At 60.0% G+C, this 19315-nt stretch carries 9 protein-coding genes and 1 pseudogene; 5 read left to right on the top strand and 5 right to left on the bottom strand.

The genetic code is table 11. The annotated features are described in order from the left end of the window. Positions 1-52: 52 nt before the first annotated feature. Both IVB45_RS06875 and xopAD read left to right on the top strand, forming a co-directional pair. Positions 53-1704, top strand: a pseudogene (locus IVB45_RS06875) (DUF4118 domain-containing protein); the annotation flags it as partial. Between the two features lie 1755 nt (positions 1705-3459). After that, entirely contained in the window at positions 3460-11451 is a 7992-nt protein-coding gene (xopAD, locus tag IVB45_RS06880; RefSeq protein ID WP_247363297.1) for a XopAD/skwp family type III secretion system effector, read from the top strand. A 339-nt stretch (positions 11452-11790) separates the two neighbouring features. Here the strand turns inward: xopAD and IVB45_RS06885 are convergent, their stop codons facing one another. From IVB45_RS06885 to IVB45_RS06905, 5 genes are all read right to left on the bottom strand, one after another. After that, positions 11791-12369 carry an aminodeoxychorismate/anthranilate synthase component II gene (locus IVB45_RS06885; RefSeq protein WP_247350635.1) on the bottom strand — a complete coding sequence of 193 codons (579 nt, stop codon included), beginning with the start codon at positions 12367-12369 and terminating at the stop codon, positions 11791-11793. A 62-nt stretch (positions 12370-12431) separates the two neighbouring features. Further along, positions 12432-13151 carry an anthranilate synthase component I family protein gene (locus tag IVB45_RS06890; RefSeq protein WP_247350633.1) on the bottom strand — a complete coding sequence of 240 codons (720 nt, stop codon included), beginning with the start codon at positions 13149-13151 and terminating at the stop codon, positions 12432-12434. Between the two features lie 215 nt (positions 13152-13366). Beyond that, positions 13367-13714, bottom strand: coding sequence for a hypothetical protein (locus IVB45_RS06895; protein WP_247350630.1), 348 nt, complete (start codon positions 13712-13714; stop codon positions 13367-13369). 138 nt (positions 13715-13852) lie between these two features. Continuing rightward, positions 13853-14179 (bottom strand): Dabb family protein, encoded by a 327-nt coding sequence (locus IVB45_RS06900; RefSeq protein ID WP_247350628.1) that lies wholly within the window; start codon positions 14177-14179, stop codon positions 13853-13855. A 514-nt stretch (positions 14180-14693) separates the two neighbouring features. Further along, positions 14694-14924: a hypothetical protein gene (locus IVB45_RS06905; protein WP_247350627.1), complete on the bottom strand. Its 231-nt coding sequence runs from the start codon at positions 14922-14924 to the stop codon at positions 14694-14696. Between the two features lie 1634 nt (positions 14925-16558). Between IVB45_RS06905 and panB the strand changes: the two genes are divergently transcribed. The 3 genes from panB (at position 16559) to IVB45_RS06925 (ending at position 18788) form a co-directional block, all read left to right on the top strand. After that, positions 16559-17431 (top strand): 3-methyl-2-oxobutanoate hydroxymethyltransferase, encoded by an 873-nt coding sequence (gene panB / locus IVB45_RS06915; RefSeq protein WP_247350624.1) that lies wholly within the window; start codon positions 16559-16561, stop codon positions 17429-17431. A gap of 14 nt (positions 17432-17445) precedes the next feature. Then, the gene (panC, locus tag IVB45_RS06920) at positions 17446-18297 is read left to right on the top strand and encodes a pantoate--beta-alanine ligase (protein ID WP_247350622.1); all 852 of its coding nucleotides are present in this window, start codon (positions 17446-17448) and stop codon (positions 18295-18297) included. 179 nt (positions 18298-18476) lie between these two features. Next, entirely contained in the window at positions 18477-18788 is a 312-nt protein-coding gene (locus IVB45_RS06925; RefSeq protein WP_247350619.1) for a hypothetical protein, read from the top strand. Positions 18789-19315: the final 527 nt, after the last annotated feature.

Genomic DNA, 19315 nt, shown 5'->3' on the forward strand with positions numbered 1-19315 from the left:
CCGTATGGTTTAAGCCGGCCACGATCATGAAAAAAGACCCGCGCCGGACGCGTTGCTGGAGGCCGCGCGGCGGGAGGGCGATCAAGCCGGAAAACTGAAGATCTTCGTCGGTGCCGCACCCGGTGTCGGCAAGACCTATGAGATGCTGCAAAGCGCGAATGCAAGGCTGAAGGCGGGCATCGATGTCATCATCGGTGTGGTCGAAACCCACGGGCGGCCCGAGACCGAAGCGCTGCTGAAGGGGCTGGAAGTGCTGCCGCGCAAGCGGCTGAGCTACAAGGACCAGACGCTGGAGGAAATGGACCTCGACGCGCTGATCGCGCGCCGTCCGCAGATCGCCCTGTCGACGAACTCGCTCATACCAGCGCGCCGGGCAGCCGTCATCCCAAACGCTATCTCGATGTCGAGGAGTTGCTGTCCCGTGGCATCGACGTCTACACGGCGGTCAACGTCCAGCACATCGAAAGCCTCAATGACGTGGTCGCGCAGATCACGCATGTACGGATGCGCGAAACCGTACCGGACAAGATGTTCGACCGCGCCGACGCGATCGAGCTGATCGATCTCACGCCCGACGATCTGGAGCATTATTTCTCGCCGGGCAATCTGACCGCGCTGCGCGAGCTGGCGTTGCGCCGCACCGCCGAGCGGGTCGACGAGCAGTTGCTCACCCACATGAAGGCCAATGCCATTGCCGGTCCCTGAGCCGCGGGCGAGCGCATTTTGGTGTGCCTCAGCGAGGATCCGCGCGCCGCGGGCCTGGTGCGCTACACCAAGCGGCTGGCGGACCGGCTGCATGCGCCCTGGACCGCGGTCACCATCGAGACGCGGCGCAGCCTGCAACTGACCGACGGGCCGCGCGACCGATTGGGCCGACACGATGCGGTTGGCCGAATCGCTCGGCGGCGAGTCCATCGCCATTCCCAGTGTCGGCCGCCGCATCGCCGATGATGTCGTTCAGTTCGCCCATGCCAATAACGTGACGCAGATCATCATCAGCAAGTCGACGCGCCCATGGTGGTTCGAGCTGATGCGCGGTTCGGTGGTGCATGATCTGGTGCGGCGCGCCGGCAATATCAGCGTCAATGTCATTGCCGGCGAGGAGCTCGCCGCCGAGCCTGTTCCAAAGAAAACGGTACGCAACGCGGAACGATCCAAACCGTTCGATCCAAAACCGTATTTGATGGTGCTGCTGGTCGTGGCCGTCGGCCTTGCGCCAGCGTCGCGGCCTCGCTGTGCTACAATTTCTTCTTCCTGCCGTCGATCTACACCTTCACGATCACCGAACCGACCAACGTTGCCGCCTTCTTCTTCTTCTTCATGCTGATTGCGATCCTGGTCTCCAATGTCGCGGCGCGGGTCCGCACCCAGGCGGTTACGGCGATCGGCAGGCTCCGCACCACCGAATCGCTCTACGCCTTCAGCCGCAAGCTTGCGGGCACCGCGACGCTGGACGACGTGCTGTGGGCGACCGCCCATCAGACCGCGCTGATGCTGAAAGTACGCGTCGTGCTGCTGCTGCCGGAAGACGGCGTGCTCACGGTATCCGGCTATCCGCCTGAGGATGAACTCGACAGGGCCGACCTTGCAGCGGCGAACTGGACCTGGTCCAACGATCGCCCGGCCGAACGCGGCTCGGATACGCTGCCGGGCGCCAAGCGGCTGTTTTTGCCGACCGGCCGCGGGCTGATCGGCGTCATCGGCACCCTCGTCGACTGCGTCGAGCGGCCCGACCTGGCGGCGGGCACCGAAGAACTCTCTAACGCGCTACAGACCGTGCGCGCCCTCGACGACCAAGCTCGTCGGGTTGACGACAGCTCGCGAGAACCAGTCGCTCGCTGGTATCCTCGGTTGCTGGCTGGAGAGCCGTCGCGAAGACCTCTTCGTCGACGAACTCCGCGGAAAATTGCTGACCGTCGTGAAGAGCGACATGTTCGACAAGGACGGCCGCCCGAAGCCTGGTGCGAGCTCGTGCTGGCCGAATGGCAAGAACGACTGGCGCCCTTGTTCGAACATGATCGCGGCGAGATGTCGTTCCTTGATGCTCTCTACGAAGAGGGACGGATCGACGTCAGCAGTCTCCAAGGCGATGCCGCCGTCAAGCACGCGATAGAGAACTTCCCCGCGCTGCAATGGAAGGCTCTGAACATCAGGAATCACGACGCCGGTCTTCCGCGCTTGTGGGCAGGCTCCGACGTTACGCCAGAGGGAGAGTAGAAGTTCTCCTTATTTGTCACACCAGGACGAAACGGGAGGGTGGGAGAACGGCGGCGGATGCCCGTTTCCGTAATCTCTTCGTCCCAGCCAGCTCAAGACGCTCCTCAGATAAGGTGACAGCGCCCGATCGCAGGCCCAGGCGGCCTGACCTGCGGCCTTCGCCGGCCGGTGTAGGCCGCAGCCCGATTCATTAACGCTTGAGCCAGGTCTCGGATTTTCTTTATCGGTCCGGGAGAACGCCTCCGTCAGCCAATCGTCAGCCAGACGGTCTATCTAGGCCTGCCGCGCCTCATCAGCCTGAACCCAATGCAAACGCAGGAGTGCCAATCATCATGTATGGTCGAATTGGTGCCTCGTTCGATGTCCACTACGGTGGCGAAGCTGACGAAGCGAATCAGTCGGGAGCCACCGGGCAAACGGACGTAGGAAGCCAAAGATTCGCGAACCTGTTTGCCCGGATGCATTTGGCCGGAGTGGTTCTACCGGCAATTCATCTTCGCGTAGATGGACGAAGAACGGTCCCGGTGAAAGGCAGCGCGCAATCAAACCTCCACTCTGTCTCTGAAAAACTGAGGATAGCGAGTGCGGCGTGATGCGATCGCGTGCCAGTCTCGGCCGATCTTGGGCTGCTGGCGTGTACTTTGGCCAGGATCTAGGCCGCGCCGTCTCGGGTCCGGGCTGACCATGACGGTTGCCGAAAACATGCCGCAGGTTCCTCAGATCTCATGCCATGCGCCATCTGGGCGATTGCACTTATGGGCCAAAGCCTTGATACACCATGGCTGAGCGACATCAGCCCGCAACATCATAAGCAGCGATTCTCGCCTTTATCAGAGATGGAATATGACGGGCATTGGCCGATCTGGCAGATCGCGCATTGGGGATGCTGGAGCCGGATCGAGCAGTTCACGCTCGCACTCAAGCCTAGCCCCTGGGGAAGGCAGTCAATCGTTCGATTCCGTCGTGGAGCGGATGCGCTCTGGGCCCCAAGATAGAGGGACGCCCTCCGCTAGCATGGCGCGCGGTGCCGACGATGCCCTTGGCGACAGGTCTTCCGGTCCCTCCGTTGGCCCAGATCGAATCCTAGGCGCTGCGCCACGTGCAGTCACTGCGCGGCGGCGCGGCTTTCCCTCAGTGTCGGAGGGTGGAGACACAACGCCGGTCGCCAGCCAGCCGCCAACTTCGGGTGTGGCAGTCTCCATTTCCTCATCAGAGGAAGAAATCAACGCAACAAAGCGACACATGGATCGCCTGGTTGAGGAACTTGACGCTTGCCGTAATGCGGCCTTGCACGCCCAGAACTCGGAGGAGGCGCAAGAGCTGAGCGATCGGTTCATCAAAGCAGGTTCGGCAGTTCTGGAGTACTACGCGAGGCTGCGCCCGGCCGTGGCGCGGAGCATTCTGTCCGACGCTGAGGTCCGTCGATACCGCTATGCCGTGCTCGATGCGGCCCACCAATGCAACGCACTGGCCTCATCGACTATCGCCGCCTTGCAAGAGCGCAGAAAGAATTCGGCAGCCCTGTTCCAGCGGATTTTCGAATCCAACGCTACCCCCGACCAGCTGAGCCGAGTGGCTTCCAGTGTGGCGAAGGAGCATGCGGCTTGCATGGAGTGGTGGGGAAAGAAGCTGTTGCGCTCGGAACGGATGGTGTCCGTCTGCGAGGCCACCGCCAACTTGCCAAGCACGACGCCCGAGATGCGGAAGCCCGAAGAGGCCGCACTACGCCTGAATACCGGCTTGGTACTTCATGCGGGGTACATGCGTCTGCAATCGCGGATTGCGCTCGCGCAGCTTATGATTGAGTCTCAGGCGAGCACGTTTGAACCGGCCGTGAGGGACGCCCTCATGGGTGAGAACGGGGGGGTGCATCTGCTCGGGACCTTTGTCCACGATGTTAATCCGGCATTCCTCTCGACGGAGGAAGCCGTTCTGCACAACGACGGAGCGGCACTCGACGCAGAGCACTGCACCGTTCTGGAAGGAGTCATGGAACGGCTTTCGGAATTTGCGTTGGCGTTGCACGACGACATCCTTGCCAAGCTAAGCGATAACCGAACAGGTGCCAGCCTGCCATTCGAACTGTTGGGCCAGATCGTAGACGACGCACGGATCACTGCGCACGAGGTCATGCACTTCCTGGCACTGCAGCTGAAAACGTCAGCCATCATTGCATCGCCTGCCGACGCTGGCGCTACGGTACCGGCCGACACTGCCGGCAAGGCAGCGGCGGCCAAAGGCACCGCTGCGCGCAGGGAGGGGAAAGGCAACCGCAAGCCGGCTGCTGATGCCGCGAGTTCGGCCGGGCGGCCCGAGCCGCAAGTCGCCGCGGGCGACAGCGACACCGCGCCAGCGGACAAGGTTCTCGTGCGCTCGGATCCAGGTACGAAGAAGCTTGTGAGCGCCAAGGAGGCGCATGCGAGTGCGTCGTCGGCGGCGGCACACTCGGCGGTCTGGCAGGCCCCGGCATCGACGGAGGCGTTGGCGCCACTGGTCAAGCGGTCGGACGAGCTTTTGCAGTTCGATCTGGCTGGTCAGCAAAGGACCGTCTCGCAAGCGCGCCAGATGAAGCCCGAGGACGCCGATCACGTAGTGGGCATCGTGGTCGAGCGCCTGCAGACGCAGCCCGCCGAGATGCAGGCCTGTCTGGACCCGCTGGAAGAGCCTGGTCGACGCGGCCTGCTCACGCCTGCGCATGTGCACGAAGTGCACGAGAAAACAGTCCGGCTCAAGATGAAGTTGTCCGAGGCGCAGGGACTGGCGAAGGCGGCGAACCCGGAATCAAGTCTTGCCCCTGGGGAAGGCAGCCAATCATTCGATTCCGCCGAGCGGATGCACTCTGGGCCTCAAGATAGAAGGAAGTCCTTCGCTCGCATTGCGCGCGGTGCCGATGATGCCCTTGGCGACAGATCTTCCGGACCCTCCGTTGGCGCACATCGGATCCTGGGCGCTGCGCCAGGTGAAGCCACTGCACGACGGTGCGGTTTTCCCCCAGTGCCGGAGGGTGGAGCGCCAGGTCGAGAAGAAACCTTTTTAGGTTCTGATGACAAACCCTGGCTCGGCAATAAAGGATCCAGAAGCTCGCAACCAGACACGGTGCTACCCCATAGGCAAACGGAGTCCGACCCGGGTGCAGGACCGGGAAGGCGGCGTTTCGTCCATGTAGCCGAACAGAGCTTCAAGCGTGGATACTCGGAAAACCTACTTAATAACGCTTTACATGACATTTCCTTCGCTGGCGACATCACTAAATTCTCGTGCGCTGTGGTGGAGTATGACAGGAAGCTGCAGGGTCGAGCGGACCACGCAACATTCCTGCAAAAGGCCGCTTCCGAGTTCAAACGCGAATTTGTCCCAAGATGGGAACAAGATATCCGCGCCCGGAATACATGGGGGTACGCCACCTCATGCAACACCATGAGCCGGGAGGCTGGAGGTCAGGCAGGCGTGGAAGCGTGCAGGGCCATGGCAGCTCAGGTGTCGAGCCTCGGCAATGCACTAAACGACGTCGAAAGCAAAACGCTTTCCCTATTCGTATTGTCGTTCAGTCGATATCCCGGGGTGGCGGAATGTCGCAATGGAATGATCCGAATCGCCAGATTTTTTCGTGAGCAACGCGGAGCACTTTCGGAGCTCAACGCTCAAAGTCTCGCTCTGCTGGTCAACGGCTTCAGCAAGTGCCCGGAACAGGAGAACTCTCGTGAGGCCACAATAGCAGTTGCCGCTGAGATTCGACGCCGCGCTCCCGGGCTCTCTGATTTTGGTCCGCAGAGCCTGGCTATCGTGGTGAACGGTTTGAGCAAGTGGCCGGAAGAGGCGGAGTATCACGGTGCTATAAGGGCAATTGCCAGCGAGGTCCGTCACCGCGCGGGCCGCCGCGACGTCTGGCTCTCTGACTTTGGTCCGCAGAACTTGGCTACCGTGGTGAACGGTTTGAGCAAGTGGCCGGAAGAGGCGGAGTGTCGCGGTGCAATGAGGGCAATCGCCGTCGAGGTCCGTCGCCGCGCGGGTCGCCGCGATGTCTGGCTCGCTGATTTTGATCCACAGGCGTTGGCGAACCTGGTGAACGGCTTCAGCAAGTGGCCGCAGGACTGTCGAGATGCTATAGTTCAAATCGCCGTCGAGGTCCGTTACCGCGCGGGCCGCCGCGATGTCGGGCTCTCTGATTTTGATCCACAGGCGTTGGCGAACTTGGTAAACGGCTTCAGCAAGTGGCCGCAGGACTGCCGAGACGCTATAGTTCAAATCGCCGACGAGGTCGTCCATCACCGCGGCGACCGGCTCTCCAATTTTACTCCCCAGCACTTGTCGAACCTCGTGAACGGCTTCAGCAGTTGGCCGGAGGGGGCGAAGTGCAACGACGCTATACTTGCAATCGCCGACGAGGTTCGTCGCCGCGCTGGCCGAGCGGACCGGCTCTCCAGTTTTACTCCCCAGCACTTGTCGAGCTTGGTGAACGGCTTCAGCAGGTGGCCGGAAAGGACAGACTGCCGCAGCGCTATAGTTGAAATAGCCGACGAGGTCCGTCGCCGCGCCGACCGGCTGTCTGGGTTTGATCCGCAGGGTCTGGCGAACCTGGTGAACGGTTTCAGCAAGTGGCCTGATGAGACGGGCTGTGGCGACGCCACGCTGGCGATCGCCGGTGAGGTCTGTCGCCGCGCCGACCGGCTATCTGGGTTTGATCCGCAGGGTCTGGCGAACCTGGTGAACGGTTTCAGCAAGTGGCCTGACGAGACGGGCTGTGGCGAAGCCACGCTGGCGATCGCCGGTGAGGTCTGTCGCCGCGCAGACCGGCTTTCTGGGTTTGATCCGCAGGGTCTGGCGAACCTGGTGAACGGTTTCAGCAAGTGGCCACAAGAGGAGAACTCACGTCACGCCACCGCTGTGATCGCCGGTGAGGTGCTTCGCCGCGCCGACCGGCTCTCCGATTTTACCTCTCAGCACCTGGCGAATCTGGTGAACGGCTTTAGCAAGTGCCCACAAGAGGAGAACTCACGTCAGGCCACCGTTGTAATCGCCCATGAGGTCCTTCGCGCCGACCGGCTGTCTGATTTCACTCCGCAGGGTCTAGCAAACCTGGTGAACGGTTTCAGCAAGTGGCTGCAAGAGCAGGACGCTCGCCAAGCCACAGTCGCGATTGCCAACGAGGTCTCTCGCCGTGACAACCGGCTCTCTGATTTTACTCCGCGGGAACTGGCGATCCTGGTGAACGGCTTTAGCAAGTGGCCGGAAGAGGCGGTGTGCCATGGGGCGATAATCGACATAGCGGGCAAACTCGGCTCGGGAGACCTCCGATTCGGAGCGTTCACCACAACTCAGCTCAGCATGATAGCCAATGCTCTCGGGCGAGGTGTCACGAGGGGAGAGGGCACTGGAGAGATCATACAGACCGCTCTGCTGAAGAATCGGCTGCACGGTATGGCCCACTACCTTCACTATGCCAGTGATCGCCTGGAGCAGACCCAGGTTCTGAACATCGCCATGATTTTCAAAGCGCTGGCTAAGGCTCAATTGTTTGACGATCTCGGTTTGCTCGCACGCACGGGGTTAGACCGGCTGGCGGAACTGCATCGTGCCCCTGGCTTTGCCGCTGAGAACGACCTCGAAACCATGGGTACTCTCTGCGTCGCTCTCCTGCCGCTGGCGCGCAGCCCGCACCTGCGCTGGCACCGGAGGTGGGCTTTAAACTTGCTGAACGACATTCAACCGATCGTCGAGCACAAGATCGAGGGGCATCTCAAAGCAAGCGATGCCGAGCGAGCCCGAGGGCCGTACTCGAGCCGTTGCCCCGCCTTGTCGATCTATCAAACGCTCAAGGCCCGTGCGGTTTTCGCGGCATTGTTCCGCCGGCCCTATGTCGAAGGCAAGAAGTCCGATTTGCGGGTGAGGCAGGAAGAGCTGCAGCGCAAGACTAAGGAGATTTTGGACAAAACGGGCGGCCTCGTCGGAGGCGATCTTTCCAACATGAGCTGGAACCTGATGGCGGAGATCGCGGCGGAGAGTCCGGTCGATGCGCTGGACACGTTCTTGGCGCAGAATGCGGCGACGGTCCAGGCCCAACATCCAGCGTCCGTGTTCGACGTCCATCAGGTGTTGCGAACCATGGCCCACGAGCCCAGACCTCCGCAGGGTGACGCGGGACTTATGCAGTTGTCAGTGGTGGACATGCAGGGCCGGCCAGTGGCCACGGAGCCCGAGACACGCTATTCGATTTTTCATCGCCTGACCTCGGGGGTTTTGCCCGTCGTCGCGGTCCAGCTGCCAGGAAAGCCGAGCGCGTTCATGCTGGCGCGTACGGTCACCGTCGAGGGTGTGCCATACCGCATGGACCTGTTCGGCGGAAGCAAGTTAAAGCCGCCCAAAAAGCCCGTGTCGCAGATCGCCGGCCGCCTTCCAGGTGTGGCGAGGGCAGAGTCTTCGGGGGGAAAGCTGCTGGCGATTCCGTATGCCGAAACGGCGCCGGGCACAGCGTTCGAGCAGCTGTCACGTGCCTGGGCCCCTTTCAAAGAGGCATACTATTACACTCAGCGCAGGGGTTTTGCCGCGCCGCCGGCAATCAAGGACCTAGGTCCTCGGGACTACGCGCTGGAGGGCGCCTTCAAACTGTCGCTGCTGCCGGACCGTCCTGCCAGCGAGGAGCATCCCTTCAAGCTGACTGGGCCAGAAGGCCCGATCGCCTTGCGGCCGCATGATGGTTGCGGTTTTATCAAGGCCTCGCTGGCCAACCGTATGCCAGCTGTAAATCGCGCCCGCCGACAGGAAGGTCCTGATCGGGTGCCTGCCTTTGCTGAGGGAAGAAGAATGTCCGTTCCCGCATCGGCGCTGCAACACTATCCCCGAAGCGAGCCGGTGACCGATGAGGCGCGGGAGAAGGCCAAAACCTGGCTCGAGAGCAGACAAGGGCGAGAGTTGACGTCTGAAGAGTTGTTTCGCACCGTGACGGCCGGACACATCGACGGTCCCGGCGCGGTTGCCGTACCGTCCAGCGATGACTGTCTCCATGTGCCGACGCTCAAGAGCGAGACGTTGATGGGGGCGAGCGGCGTGCTGATCGGGCGCTCGCCCTACGACAAGCCCAATCTGCGCCCGTTTGCCGCCGAGCGAATCAAGTCGGCCGTTGAGGGGGACCCGACCGCTGTGTTCCTCGAAAACTGCACAGCCATCCAATACAGCTTCAATGTCGCGCAGAAGTCGGGGAAGGAACTGGCGGGCGACGATCCGACTTTTTTTGCCAAAGGCATTCTGATGGTTGTGCCGGATAAGATGTGGCCGGCCGGCTACGCCGACCGTGGGCTGGTGTTGTCTGCCGAGGACGTCAAATGCCATTCGAGCTGGACCTCGAGCAAGGACCGCGCCAAGGTGGACACGCCGCTCGAGTGCGTCGGCATCCTGCAGGCTACCGAGGTGTTCGCTCCGGGCTCGTTGGTTGCCGTCCCGATCGGGGAACAGAAAAAACTTGACGGAGACTTCGACGGGGACACCGTCGTCATTGTCGGCGACCGGCCGCAGCTTTATGAGCATGTGCGCCAGTTCGATCGCAAGGAGCAAGCTCTCGGACTTCCGTCGCTGAAGCCGCCAAAGTCGCATACCCCCGCGCTTGAGGGCGACAATTACCAGTTCGGTCGCGCCCGCCAGATCCTCGCCGCCACGCAGGATGTCCTGGGAACCTATAGCTGCCTGCAGCGAAACTTTCTGGCTCAATCCCATGAAGCACAACGCTGGTTTGCCGAGCGTGCTGTCTTTGGCACCTATGAGGGCGTTCACCACGAGCTCAGGCGAGAGATCCGTCAGCTGTTGGGCCAGGAAGAGGTGAGTAGCCACGATATCCAGAACACGTTTGCGAGAGCGAGGAGCGAGATTGAGGTCGCCAAACATCTGGTTGCTCGCGAAATGGCCGAGTTGCTCGTCGACGACCTAGCGGCATGGGCAGTGAAGCCGAATGAGCAACCTCTGCCCGAAACAATCGAAAGTTCGAACGCCGCAAACCCGAGCCTCAGCGTAAGGCTCTGCAACCTTTTCCCGGATCTGGCGGAGACCTATCCGGCAACGACTCAGCCACGAGACCGCATCCAGCTTTTACTCGACCACTATCCTCCTCGCATCGATCCCCGCCCGGATGGTTACAATGCGGACGACCTCGTAAAAAGCGCAAACAACTTGCTGAGCCTCGGCATCAAGGTCGGCACCGACGCCTATAAATCCGATACTGGCGCCAACCTCTTTTTCCAGAAGAGCAGTCATCTTCAGCGGCTCCTCTACAAGACGCCGGGCTTGAAGTCCGTGCCCTACGTCAAGGGCGTGGCGGCGACCCTCGCCCGCGGAAGGTTTGATGTCGATGCGACCTTGGAGGATCTGAGGGACAACCCCACTCTGGCGGCTTCAATCATGGAGACCTCGATCAAACTCGCTGCGGAGCAGGGCATTTTGCGCAAACCGTCCGGCCTCCGGCCAGCCGCTGACGATGCTGACATGATCACGCTGACCCGCGAGCAGGCCTCAGAACGCGCTCAAAATGAGGCTGGCCGAGCTATAGCCGAAGAGAGGAAAATCACCGCAGCGGCACGCGAGGTTGCCGGAATCCTTGCGCAAGCCGGCATCGAGGTGAAGATGCCCCATCTGGAGCGCCGCTTGAAATCGCATGCCTCCATGACAGATCAGCTCACCGGAATGAGCATCCCACCCAGCAGCGCCCCACAGCTCTTCAGCAACGCGGTACGCCACGTCTTAGAAATTCCTGACAAGGATTTTACACGTGCCTTCAAGAAAGCCATGCTGGCCTTCGAGGAGCGGGACTACACCGAACGCCAGACAACCAACTGGTTCAGAATGCGCAGTCCGACTTTCGTCGGCATCAAGACAGTGCTCACCACGGCGGACTCTTATCGCTTCGAAGTGGAGTTCCACACGCCAGGCAGCTATCAAGCCAAGCTTGCCAATCACGACAGCTATAAAATTCTCGGCAGGCTGCGGCGGCAATCAAGGGAGGATGCTTTGGAGCAAGCTCAGGCCGAGAAACTGGTGCAGCGGACGAGAGAGGTTTGCACAGAGATTGCGATCCCCGACGGCGCCCTGGGCATACCCCACTGGGGAGCCGAAGGAGATCGTAAGGACGGTGCCGCTGCGGCATTTGGATTGCGAGCTTTCGATGAATCAAGAATGCCCGAGATCGCCAGGTCAACGGAGGCAAGAGAGATTATCGCGGCGACTTGTTCACACCGCGCAAAACCAGGGTGAGCCGCAGCTCCCCTGTGCGGTTCTGACCGGAATGGTATCGCCGATGTGCGGAAGCGAACAGAACAGCCATTTTGCCTGTGAGTAAGCTCGCGCTCGCTTGGCCCTTCTAAGGTTCAAGCGCCTCCAGCGGCCTCGGCCTCCACGCCCCCAAAAGTCCCCATGGCCGAGGCCGTCTTTAAGGCTACCGATGGCCCCATGGCGCCGATGGACCCTTCGACATTCAAATGGAAAGTTCCGAACCTCGGCGCCGAGCCGGCCACAGACGCCTCAAACGAACCGCGGCTCGACGTCCGACAACCGAAACGAACGCTATGGCTGCACCAGTCCTCTCCGGCCGCCTTAAGGAAGCTCTGCAAGTCGTAGGAAGTTTGCGAACAGTACGTCCCCTTGTGGGGTGAGTATCGACTCTGGATGGAACTGCACGCCATATGTTGGTTGATCGCGATGGGCGAGGGCCATGAGTTCCGCATCATCCGAGCGTGCTGTCACCGTCAGGTGACGGGCAGATGAAGGATCCAATTCGACGATAAGCGAATGGTAGCGCCCCACACGAAGTGGAGACGGTAGTTCTTTGAAAAGCCCGCCGCCTTCATGTGTGACATACGAGGACCGACCGTGCATAGGACGACGGGCGCGCGTTACGCGTGCGCCGAACACCGTCCCAATGCACCGGTGTCCGAGACAAATCCCGAGAATTGGCACCTGACCCGAAAGTTCACGAACGACGGCTGTCGATATTCCAGCCTCAATTGGAGTGCACGGACCGGGGGAGATGACAACCGCGCGGGGCCTGAGGTCAGCAAGTTCGCTCACGTCCATCGCGTCGTTCCGGACGACACGTGTTGCTGCACCAAGCTTGCGAAAATATCGCGCAATGTTGAAGACGAAAGAGTCGTAGTTGTCGATAATGACAATCAAGATGCACCGGCGTCTTCAGCAATGAATGCGCGAAAATGCGCTCTGCCTTTGCAAGGCTCTCCTCATATTCGGCGGCCGGATCGGACATTGCTGTTATCCCGGCCTGCATGGAAGACGGCCTGGCCGTCGCCGATCGTTACGGTGCGAATGGCAATATTTACATCCATATGTCCATTGAATCCTATGTAGCCTATGGCCCCGCAATACACCTCTCGCGCCACACGCTCGATATCCAAGATAATTTCCATCGAGCGTACCTTGGGAGCTCCGGTAACTGAGCCGCCGGGAAAGCAGGCCCTAAGTAGGCCTACGGCATCCTCTCCGTGTGCTAGCTCACCCGTAACGACGGACACGAGATGGTGCAGTGAGGCATAGGACTCGAGATTGCATAAGGACGGGACGTGGACTGATTCAGGCGTGCAAACGCGCGAGAGATCATTGCGCAGGAGGTCGAGGATCATGGTGTTCTCGGCGCGGTCTTTCTCCGAATGTACCAGCGTCTCAGCGCGACGCCGGCCTTCCTCGCAATCAGCAAAACGCGCCACCGTCCCCTTGATAGGTCGCGTTTCGACCTGTCGCCCGTCAAACTTTAGGAAACGCTCGGGCGAGCTCGATGCAATGGTGAGCTTGCCATACCGAAGAAGGGCGGCAAAGGGAGCCGGATTCATTTTCCGCAGCTGACAATAGAAGGCTATCGGATCGAACGAGTTCGCCAGGCGAGCGCTGAAGCGCTGCGCAATGTTGACCTGGAAGGCGTCACCCGACAGAATGAGATCAATCACGCGCTGTACCGCCGCGATGTATCCCTGGCGACTGAAGTTTGAATGCCATGAGCCGGCCTCGCCTGGTTTAAAATCAGGAGGAGGGGCTGAGACTGTAAGCAGCCCAGCAAATCCTTCGGCTCTTTGGCGAGCTCTCTCACGCCGGCGAACTGGATCCTGCTCCGGCCACCCGGTAGAAAGGATCCAGCATCTATCATGGCGATGATCGAAGCTTATCACGACGTCGTAAAGATGTAGGAGTGCCTGAGGCAAGCGATGCCCCCGATGGTCGGCACCGGCAATCGCTCCAGTGTCCTGTTCAGCTCGTATCCAAAAAAGCCGGCGGCGCCGCCCTGGAATGCCCGGAGATCGGCGCGATGTATTTGCGGATAGTTGGCTAGCAGAGCGCGAAGTGCCGCCCACGGATCGCCCACAATGGACTCTCCGTTGCAAATACCTCTCCCGTCCGCGATGATGTAAGTGCTGAAGGGATCGCACGTCACATACGAGTACTGCCCGAGCACCGCGTGTCTCGATGCGCTATCCAGGAACGTGAGGTGCCTCCGATGCGCGAGGCGTCGCATGGCTATGAGGGCTCATTCCACTGCAGTTCCAATACATGCATTAGTCTGTCGCTCAGCGATACATGGCCGATTGTAATCCCGTCCGGCGAAGGCGTGCTTCATGGGCACCCAAAACCCCCTACTTGCCTGCCAGGTTAATTACGCCCGCGGGTAGGGCCTGCCAAATGGCTCCGCATCTGTTGACATGCTGTAATCGGCCGCGAGACGTAGCTCTCGGAGCGGTCTTACCTGCCGGATCGACTCCTGGTGAAGCCCGTGCGCCTTATAGGCTACGAGTTCGACTTCGTCGTCGAATTCACCGTAGACGATCACGTCAATTTCGTTGCCAAGCCGGTCACTCTTGCGGTTGCGAGCGACCTCAAGCCGGCGTGCGTGCGGGATTTTGGCGAGTACGGAAAGGCCGTCGACTATTTTGTCGACATGCGCCTTATCTTTTGCGGTGAAGAATACGATGTGTCGAATCATAGATGACCGTCGGTAATCGCGAACTGCGGTTTGACTTCGCCCAAAGCGACAGATGCCTCATCGCAAAGTCTGCAAGCCTCGGGCAGCCGTTCAGATGCCACTGCAGGGCAGGCGCCCTGCACCATCGCGGTGGCGGGTGTTTAGCTAGCTGTTCTTCCTCCGCTATTACACAAGGTAGACAATCTCTGAGACGAAATTCTGCATCGAAGTAAGGAACCGCCTGATCATAGTCGCTAGGACAACTTCAGTAGATGCTTCCGTCGACGGTCATTAGCTTCGCGCGGATCTCGTGCATGAAACGGTCTCACTTGCAGGATCGGCGCATAAGAACTGCAGCAAAATGCGCTCCTTCGTTGAACACAGGCAGGGTCACCAAACAGAAGGGGGAAGGCCGCCGCCAGCCCCTGAAGCGATGACATCGACGCGTGACTTCAAGGTTGATTCCGCTCTTCGGCTGATCACCGCAGAGAGATGATCGTGAAACGACTTTCAATCGCGGAACGTGGCGATAGTCTTAGCCATACATGTCGCCTGGGAGGAGCTTATCGTTTCGGCGCTGCTCGTCGCGAAGCAACGAAGAAAGGTAGTACCTGGTGTACACGCTTGCCTGGAGGCGCTTCCAACGCGCAGCTGCATCGCGCCGGAAGGCTGCGCTGCCTTCCGGAAAGTCGCTGAAATGCTGCTCCGCCTTCGCCAAGTTTTGGGAAAAATGGCCGCCCGAGGTGCCGCGGTTCTGATCGAGCACTCCTAGACGGCCTTCACTTGGACCGCGTTGCTGGCATGGGCGTGAGAGCCCAACGCGCTGGTACATCGGTGGATGCGATTGCCCAGGGAAGCGCGGCTGCCATCTGCTTGACATCAATACAAGTAATTCGATGGTCTATCCTTAAGCAAAGCCTAGCGGAGGCAAGACATGCGCTATCTGCTGTTTATCGCTGCTAGCACTTCCCATGCCACTTGGCTTTGTCTCGCCTTCGGGTGTACGTCCTGCGACACGCTTGGCAGGACGCTCATTGTCTGCAAGGACGTATCTGGGGGGATCCTGGCAGTTGCCAGTTCTCGTTCGGGGATGGACGCCTATTGCGGTATCGACCCGAGACATACGCATTGGCGCGGCGGGTAGAACGATCGCGCTGACAACCAGTACAAGACGCCACGAAAAGACGCACAAGGGAAATGCGGGGTGTTGTTACGAAATCGTGTCTTCGACGAATAGTAGTGGCCTTTGAACGTGTGCAGCAGAAGCTGCTGACCTCGCAATGGCGGCCGCCGCTTAGATTGCGACCGCACTACTGCGCCTTAACCGCGCTTAGCCCTTTTTGCATCGCATGACTTGGCTGGCCGTGTCAAACTGTCGACTCTTCGATGGCCTGACGCTTGGGTTGCCACGGCTACTGCGAATTGAGCAGCAAGCGGACGGCAAGCGCACCGGCGCCTCAGGTCAGCGACGCCTCTAAGCGGCTCGCCTGACAAGTCTGTACGGTCGGGTTATCCACACGCCATCGAATTAGCGGCGGCAGACGCGCGTCTGCATAGCTTTCATGATCTGCTGCGCTGGAAAGCACTCCCATGCTTGCATTTGACGAAGGCGCGGCAGTCACTCCGAGCTCGTTTGAAGGATTTCACCGCGGAATTACGCGCAACGCAATTTTCGGCCGACAGGCAGGGGTTCATCGAACGAATCGATCGCGATATGCCGCTACAACAGAGGGTGAGCGCGAGGCCTGTTTCGGGAGCTGGAAAGTGCCAAGTATCCCGGGGAAGGGATTGCAGCAGGGCATGGTACGCAATTTCTATCAGCTCTGTATGGGGAAGTATGCCGGAGCGTTGATGCAGCGCAGCAGGTGTGAGCGGCAACAAATCCTCTGGCTGCAGTTCAACTTGATGAGGCTCGGAAAAGAACTCGCTCCGGTAGAGTATTGCCTCCCTGGGCAGAGCCAGCCAGTCCGACATGCAAGAGATGCGGTTAAGACAACGCGCAGGCAAATTGCCAGAATGATCGCATCGGCGCGCCCTGAGGCCCAGCGTGACGCAAGGCGCTTCCAAATGACAATTTGAATCTGGGAGTTCTTGCTTGATGGTCGCGCGACCATTGGAGTGTTTATGCACGCGCCTGCTACTTTGGAGGCGTATGTTTCCCTTTCATGGTTGACGAGTTTTCACTCGTCCGCCATAGAAAAAGGGTGGTCCCCCGGGATGCGCGCAATACTCAACTGCTTCGGTCGCAAGAATCGGATTACCGTTCGCCTAGCATATTCGGTGACGCGGGGACTTCGGGAGGGCGGTGGCTTCAAAATCGTAGGCGAGACAGGTGAGATTAAATTGTATCGCTTCCAGCTCCGAAATCGACCTGAGGCCATCTGACGGAACGGATCGAAAATGAGCCACGCTTCGGAAGTATCAGTTGAGCGGATCACGATTCCAATCCTGCAGCGGTGGAAGCAGGAGCGGCGGCGTGTCGTCATGACCACCGCCTACGATGCGGTTACTGCAGGCATCGCTGACCCCATCGTCGACATCATTCTTGTCGGCGACAGTGTTGGCAACGTCTGCCTCGGATTCGACAACACGTTGCCTGTCAGCGTGGCGATGATGAATCATCATCTCGAGGCTGTTGCGCGCACAAGGCCCCGTGCCCTGCTCGTGGCCGATATGCCGTTTCTCAGCTTTCACCTCAGTCCGGAGGAGACGATACGCAACGCCGGAGGATTCCTGCAGCGAGGTGCAGATGCAGTGAAACTCGAGGGCGGGGCCAAGCGCGTGGAAATTGTGCGCGCCCTGGTCGATTGCGAAATTCCCGTCATGGGCCATCTCGGCCTCACCCCGCAGAGCGTCAATATCATGGGCGGATTCAAGGTGCAGGGCCGGAAAGCCGATGACGCTTTGCGGCTGCTTGATGACGCTCACCGTCTGCAGGAGGCCGGATGCTTCGCGTTGGTGCTTGAAGGCATTCCGGCCGAGCTCGCCCAGCGAGCGACCGAATCGCTGTCGATACCAACTATTGGAATAGGCGCGGGTCCCGGGTGCTCGGGCCAAGTGCTCGTATTCCATGACGTGCTGGGGCTGACCGAAAGTCGTCGGGCCAAATTCGTTCGCGCCTATGCAGATGGTTTTCAGCTGTTGCAGGAGGCGCTGTCGCGCTGGGCTACCGATGTCCGCAGTGGAGCGTTCCCGGCGCCGCAAGAGTCCTATCGGCTTCCTGAAAGCCTGGGTGACATCATCGCAAACTGGGCTCCTCCTAAGACAACCTGATGTAAGGTGCTACGATGCAGACGATTACGACGGTCGCTGAGCTTCGTCGTGAACTGGCGAAGGCTTGCAGCGCGGGCAAACGCGTCGGGCTCGTGCCGACAATGGGCTATTTGCACGAGGGCCATCTGGCCCTGGTCAAGGCGAGCCGAGCGCAATGCGACGTCACCGTCGTTAGCATCTTCGTCAATCCGACGCAGTTCGGACCAAACGAGGATCTCAGCAGCTATCCTCGCGATTTCCTGCGCGATGAAAAATTGTGCCGCGATGCCGGTGTTGCGATTGTCTTCGCGCCGGGTGCACGGGAAGTCTATCCGGCTCAATTCGAGACCTTCGTCGAACCGGGCGAATTGGCGAAGCCACTATGCGGGGCTTTTAGGCCTGGGCATTTTCGCGGCGTCGCAACCGTGGTATGCAAGCTGTTCAACATGGTGCGTCCGGACGTCGTGTTTTTCGGGCAAAAGGATTTTCAGCAATGCGCGGTCGTGCGTCGCATGGCGACTGATCTAAATCTTCCGATCGAGATCGTCACCGTGCCAACCGTTCGGGAACCGGACGGGCTCGCGATGAGCAGTCGCAATCGGAATCTGAGCGGGGAAGAACGTCGGCGAGCCGTTGCCATCAGTCGTGGGCTGTTCGCCGCGGCGGATGAGTTCCGCTCAGGAGTGCGGGAGGTGGACAAGCTGATTGCGATCGCGGAGCGGCATCTTGAGACCGTTGATCGGCTGCAATACCTTGAACTTGTCGATGGTGATACGCTCAAGCGCGCCACGAGTCCGCTGCGGCTTCCGGCGGCGCTCTGTGCCGCAGCCTACGTCGGTTCGACCCGGCTGATCGACAACGTACTGCTCGCGTTGCCAACTCTGTAGCGCAATTCAGAACCAAATCGACAAACTGTGTTCTTCTTATCCGTTTCGGCGGTCTCGCCGGTGTAACACTGGAAGTTCCGACGCGGCTGCCCCTCGCGCTTCGCCGCGGCAAGAGTTCTAGCCGGGGTAGATCGAAGTGGTCGAAACTAATGCGCGCGTAGCCCGCATCGACCGGGGGCTTGCGCAATCAATTCCGACTGAAGATGACGCGCGACTGTCTGGGGCAGCGCGTATTCGCCGATCTTGCACTGATCCTTCTTGAAGGAGAGAACATGCGCGTAACGGAACACCGACACGCGATCCGGACGGAGTTCGATGCATTTGGCGCACCGGATCTAGCACTACAGTTGCAATTTTCGGGTGGTTCTGAATCTATGGGCCACCATCATTCGGGATTTGATGATTGGTGGAGCGTCGGTCGAAGATGCGCGACGCTGTGGGCTTCTTTGTTGCGGCAGACCGAGCAACGGATTCGTCCGCTGTTTACGTAGGAGCGGGTCGCGATCTCGGCGGGGCAGCTTTCTCGATGGAATGTTGGGCAACGAGCGCATCCCTCCCGCACACGGACAAGAATCAATGCCGGTCCATGTGCACAGCCAATTCGATGAAGAAGTCGTCAATGGCGAGCCGTGACGGGGGGCGTTGACAAAGACGATGGGTCTAGCAGGCACACAAGCCTCTGCGTACCTTCGATGATCAACTGTTTATGTCGGCGTCTACATCGCGATGTCGGTTGCCACAAGCTCAGGCTACGCAAGCCCAGAGTAACAGGGTTGCAAACCAAGGGCCTCGCATTAAGGCCGATTGCGATCGGCGGACAATTTCATCTCGTCGTCAGCTTTGCGACTGAGCCATATTGATTTGTCGCGGATATGACTACGGAAGGCGAGGCCGCATTGGCGCGCTGAAGGGCGTCACGGAATCGCAATACGCGGCCGTGCTCCTTCAGTGCGCGACCGCGCTCATCAATCAGCAAGTATCAAGCTTGTTGAGAGCCCCCGACGCTCCATGCCTAGCC

The sequence above is a fragment of the Bradyrhizobium sp. 4 genome, from assembly GCF_023100905.1.
Lineage (GTDB): Bacteria > Pseudomonadota > Alphaproteobacteria > Rhizobiales > Xanthobacteraceae > Bradyrhizobium.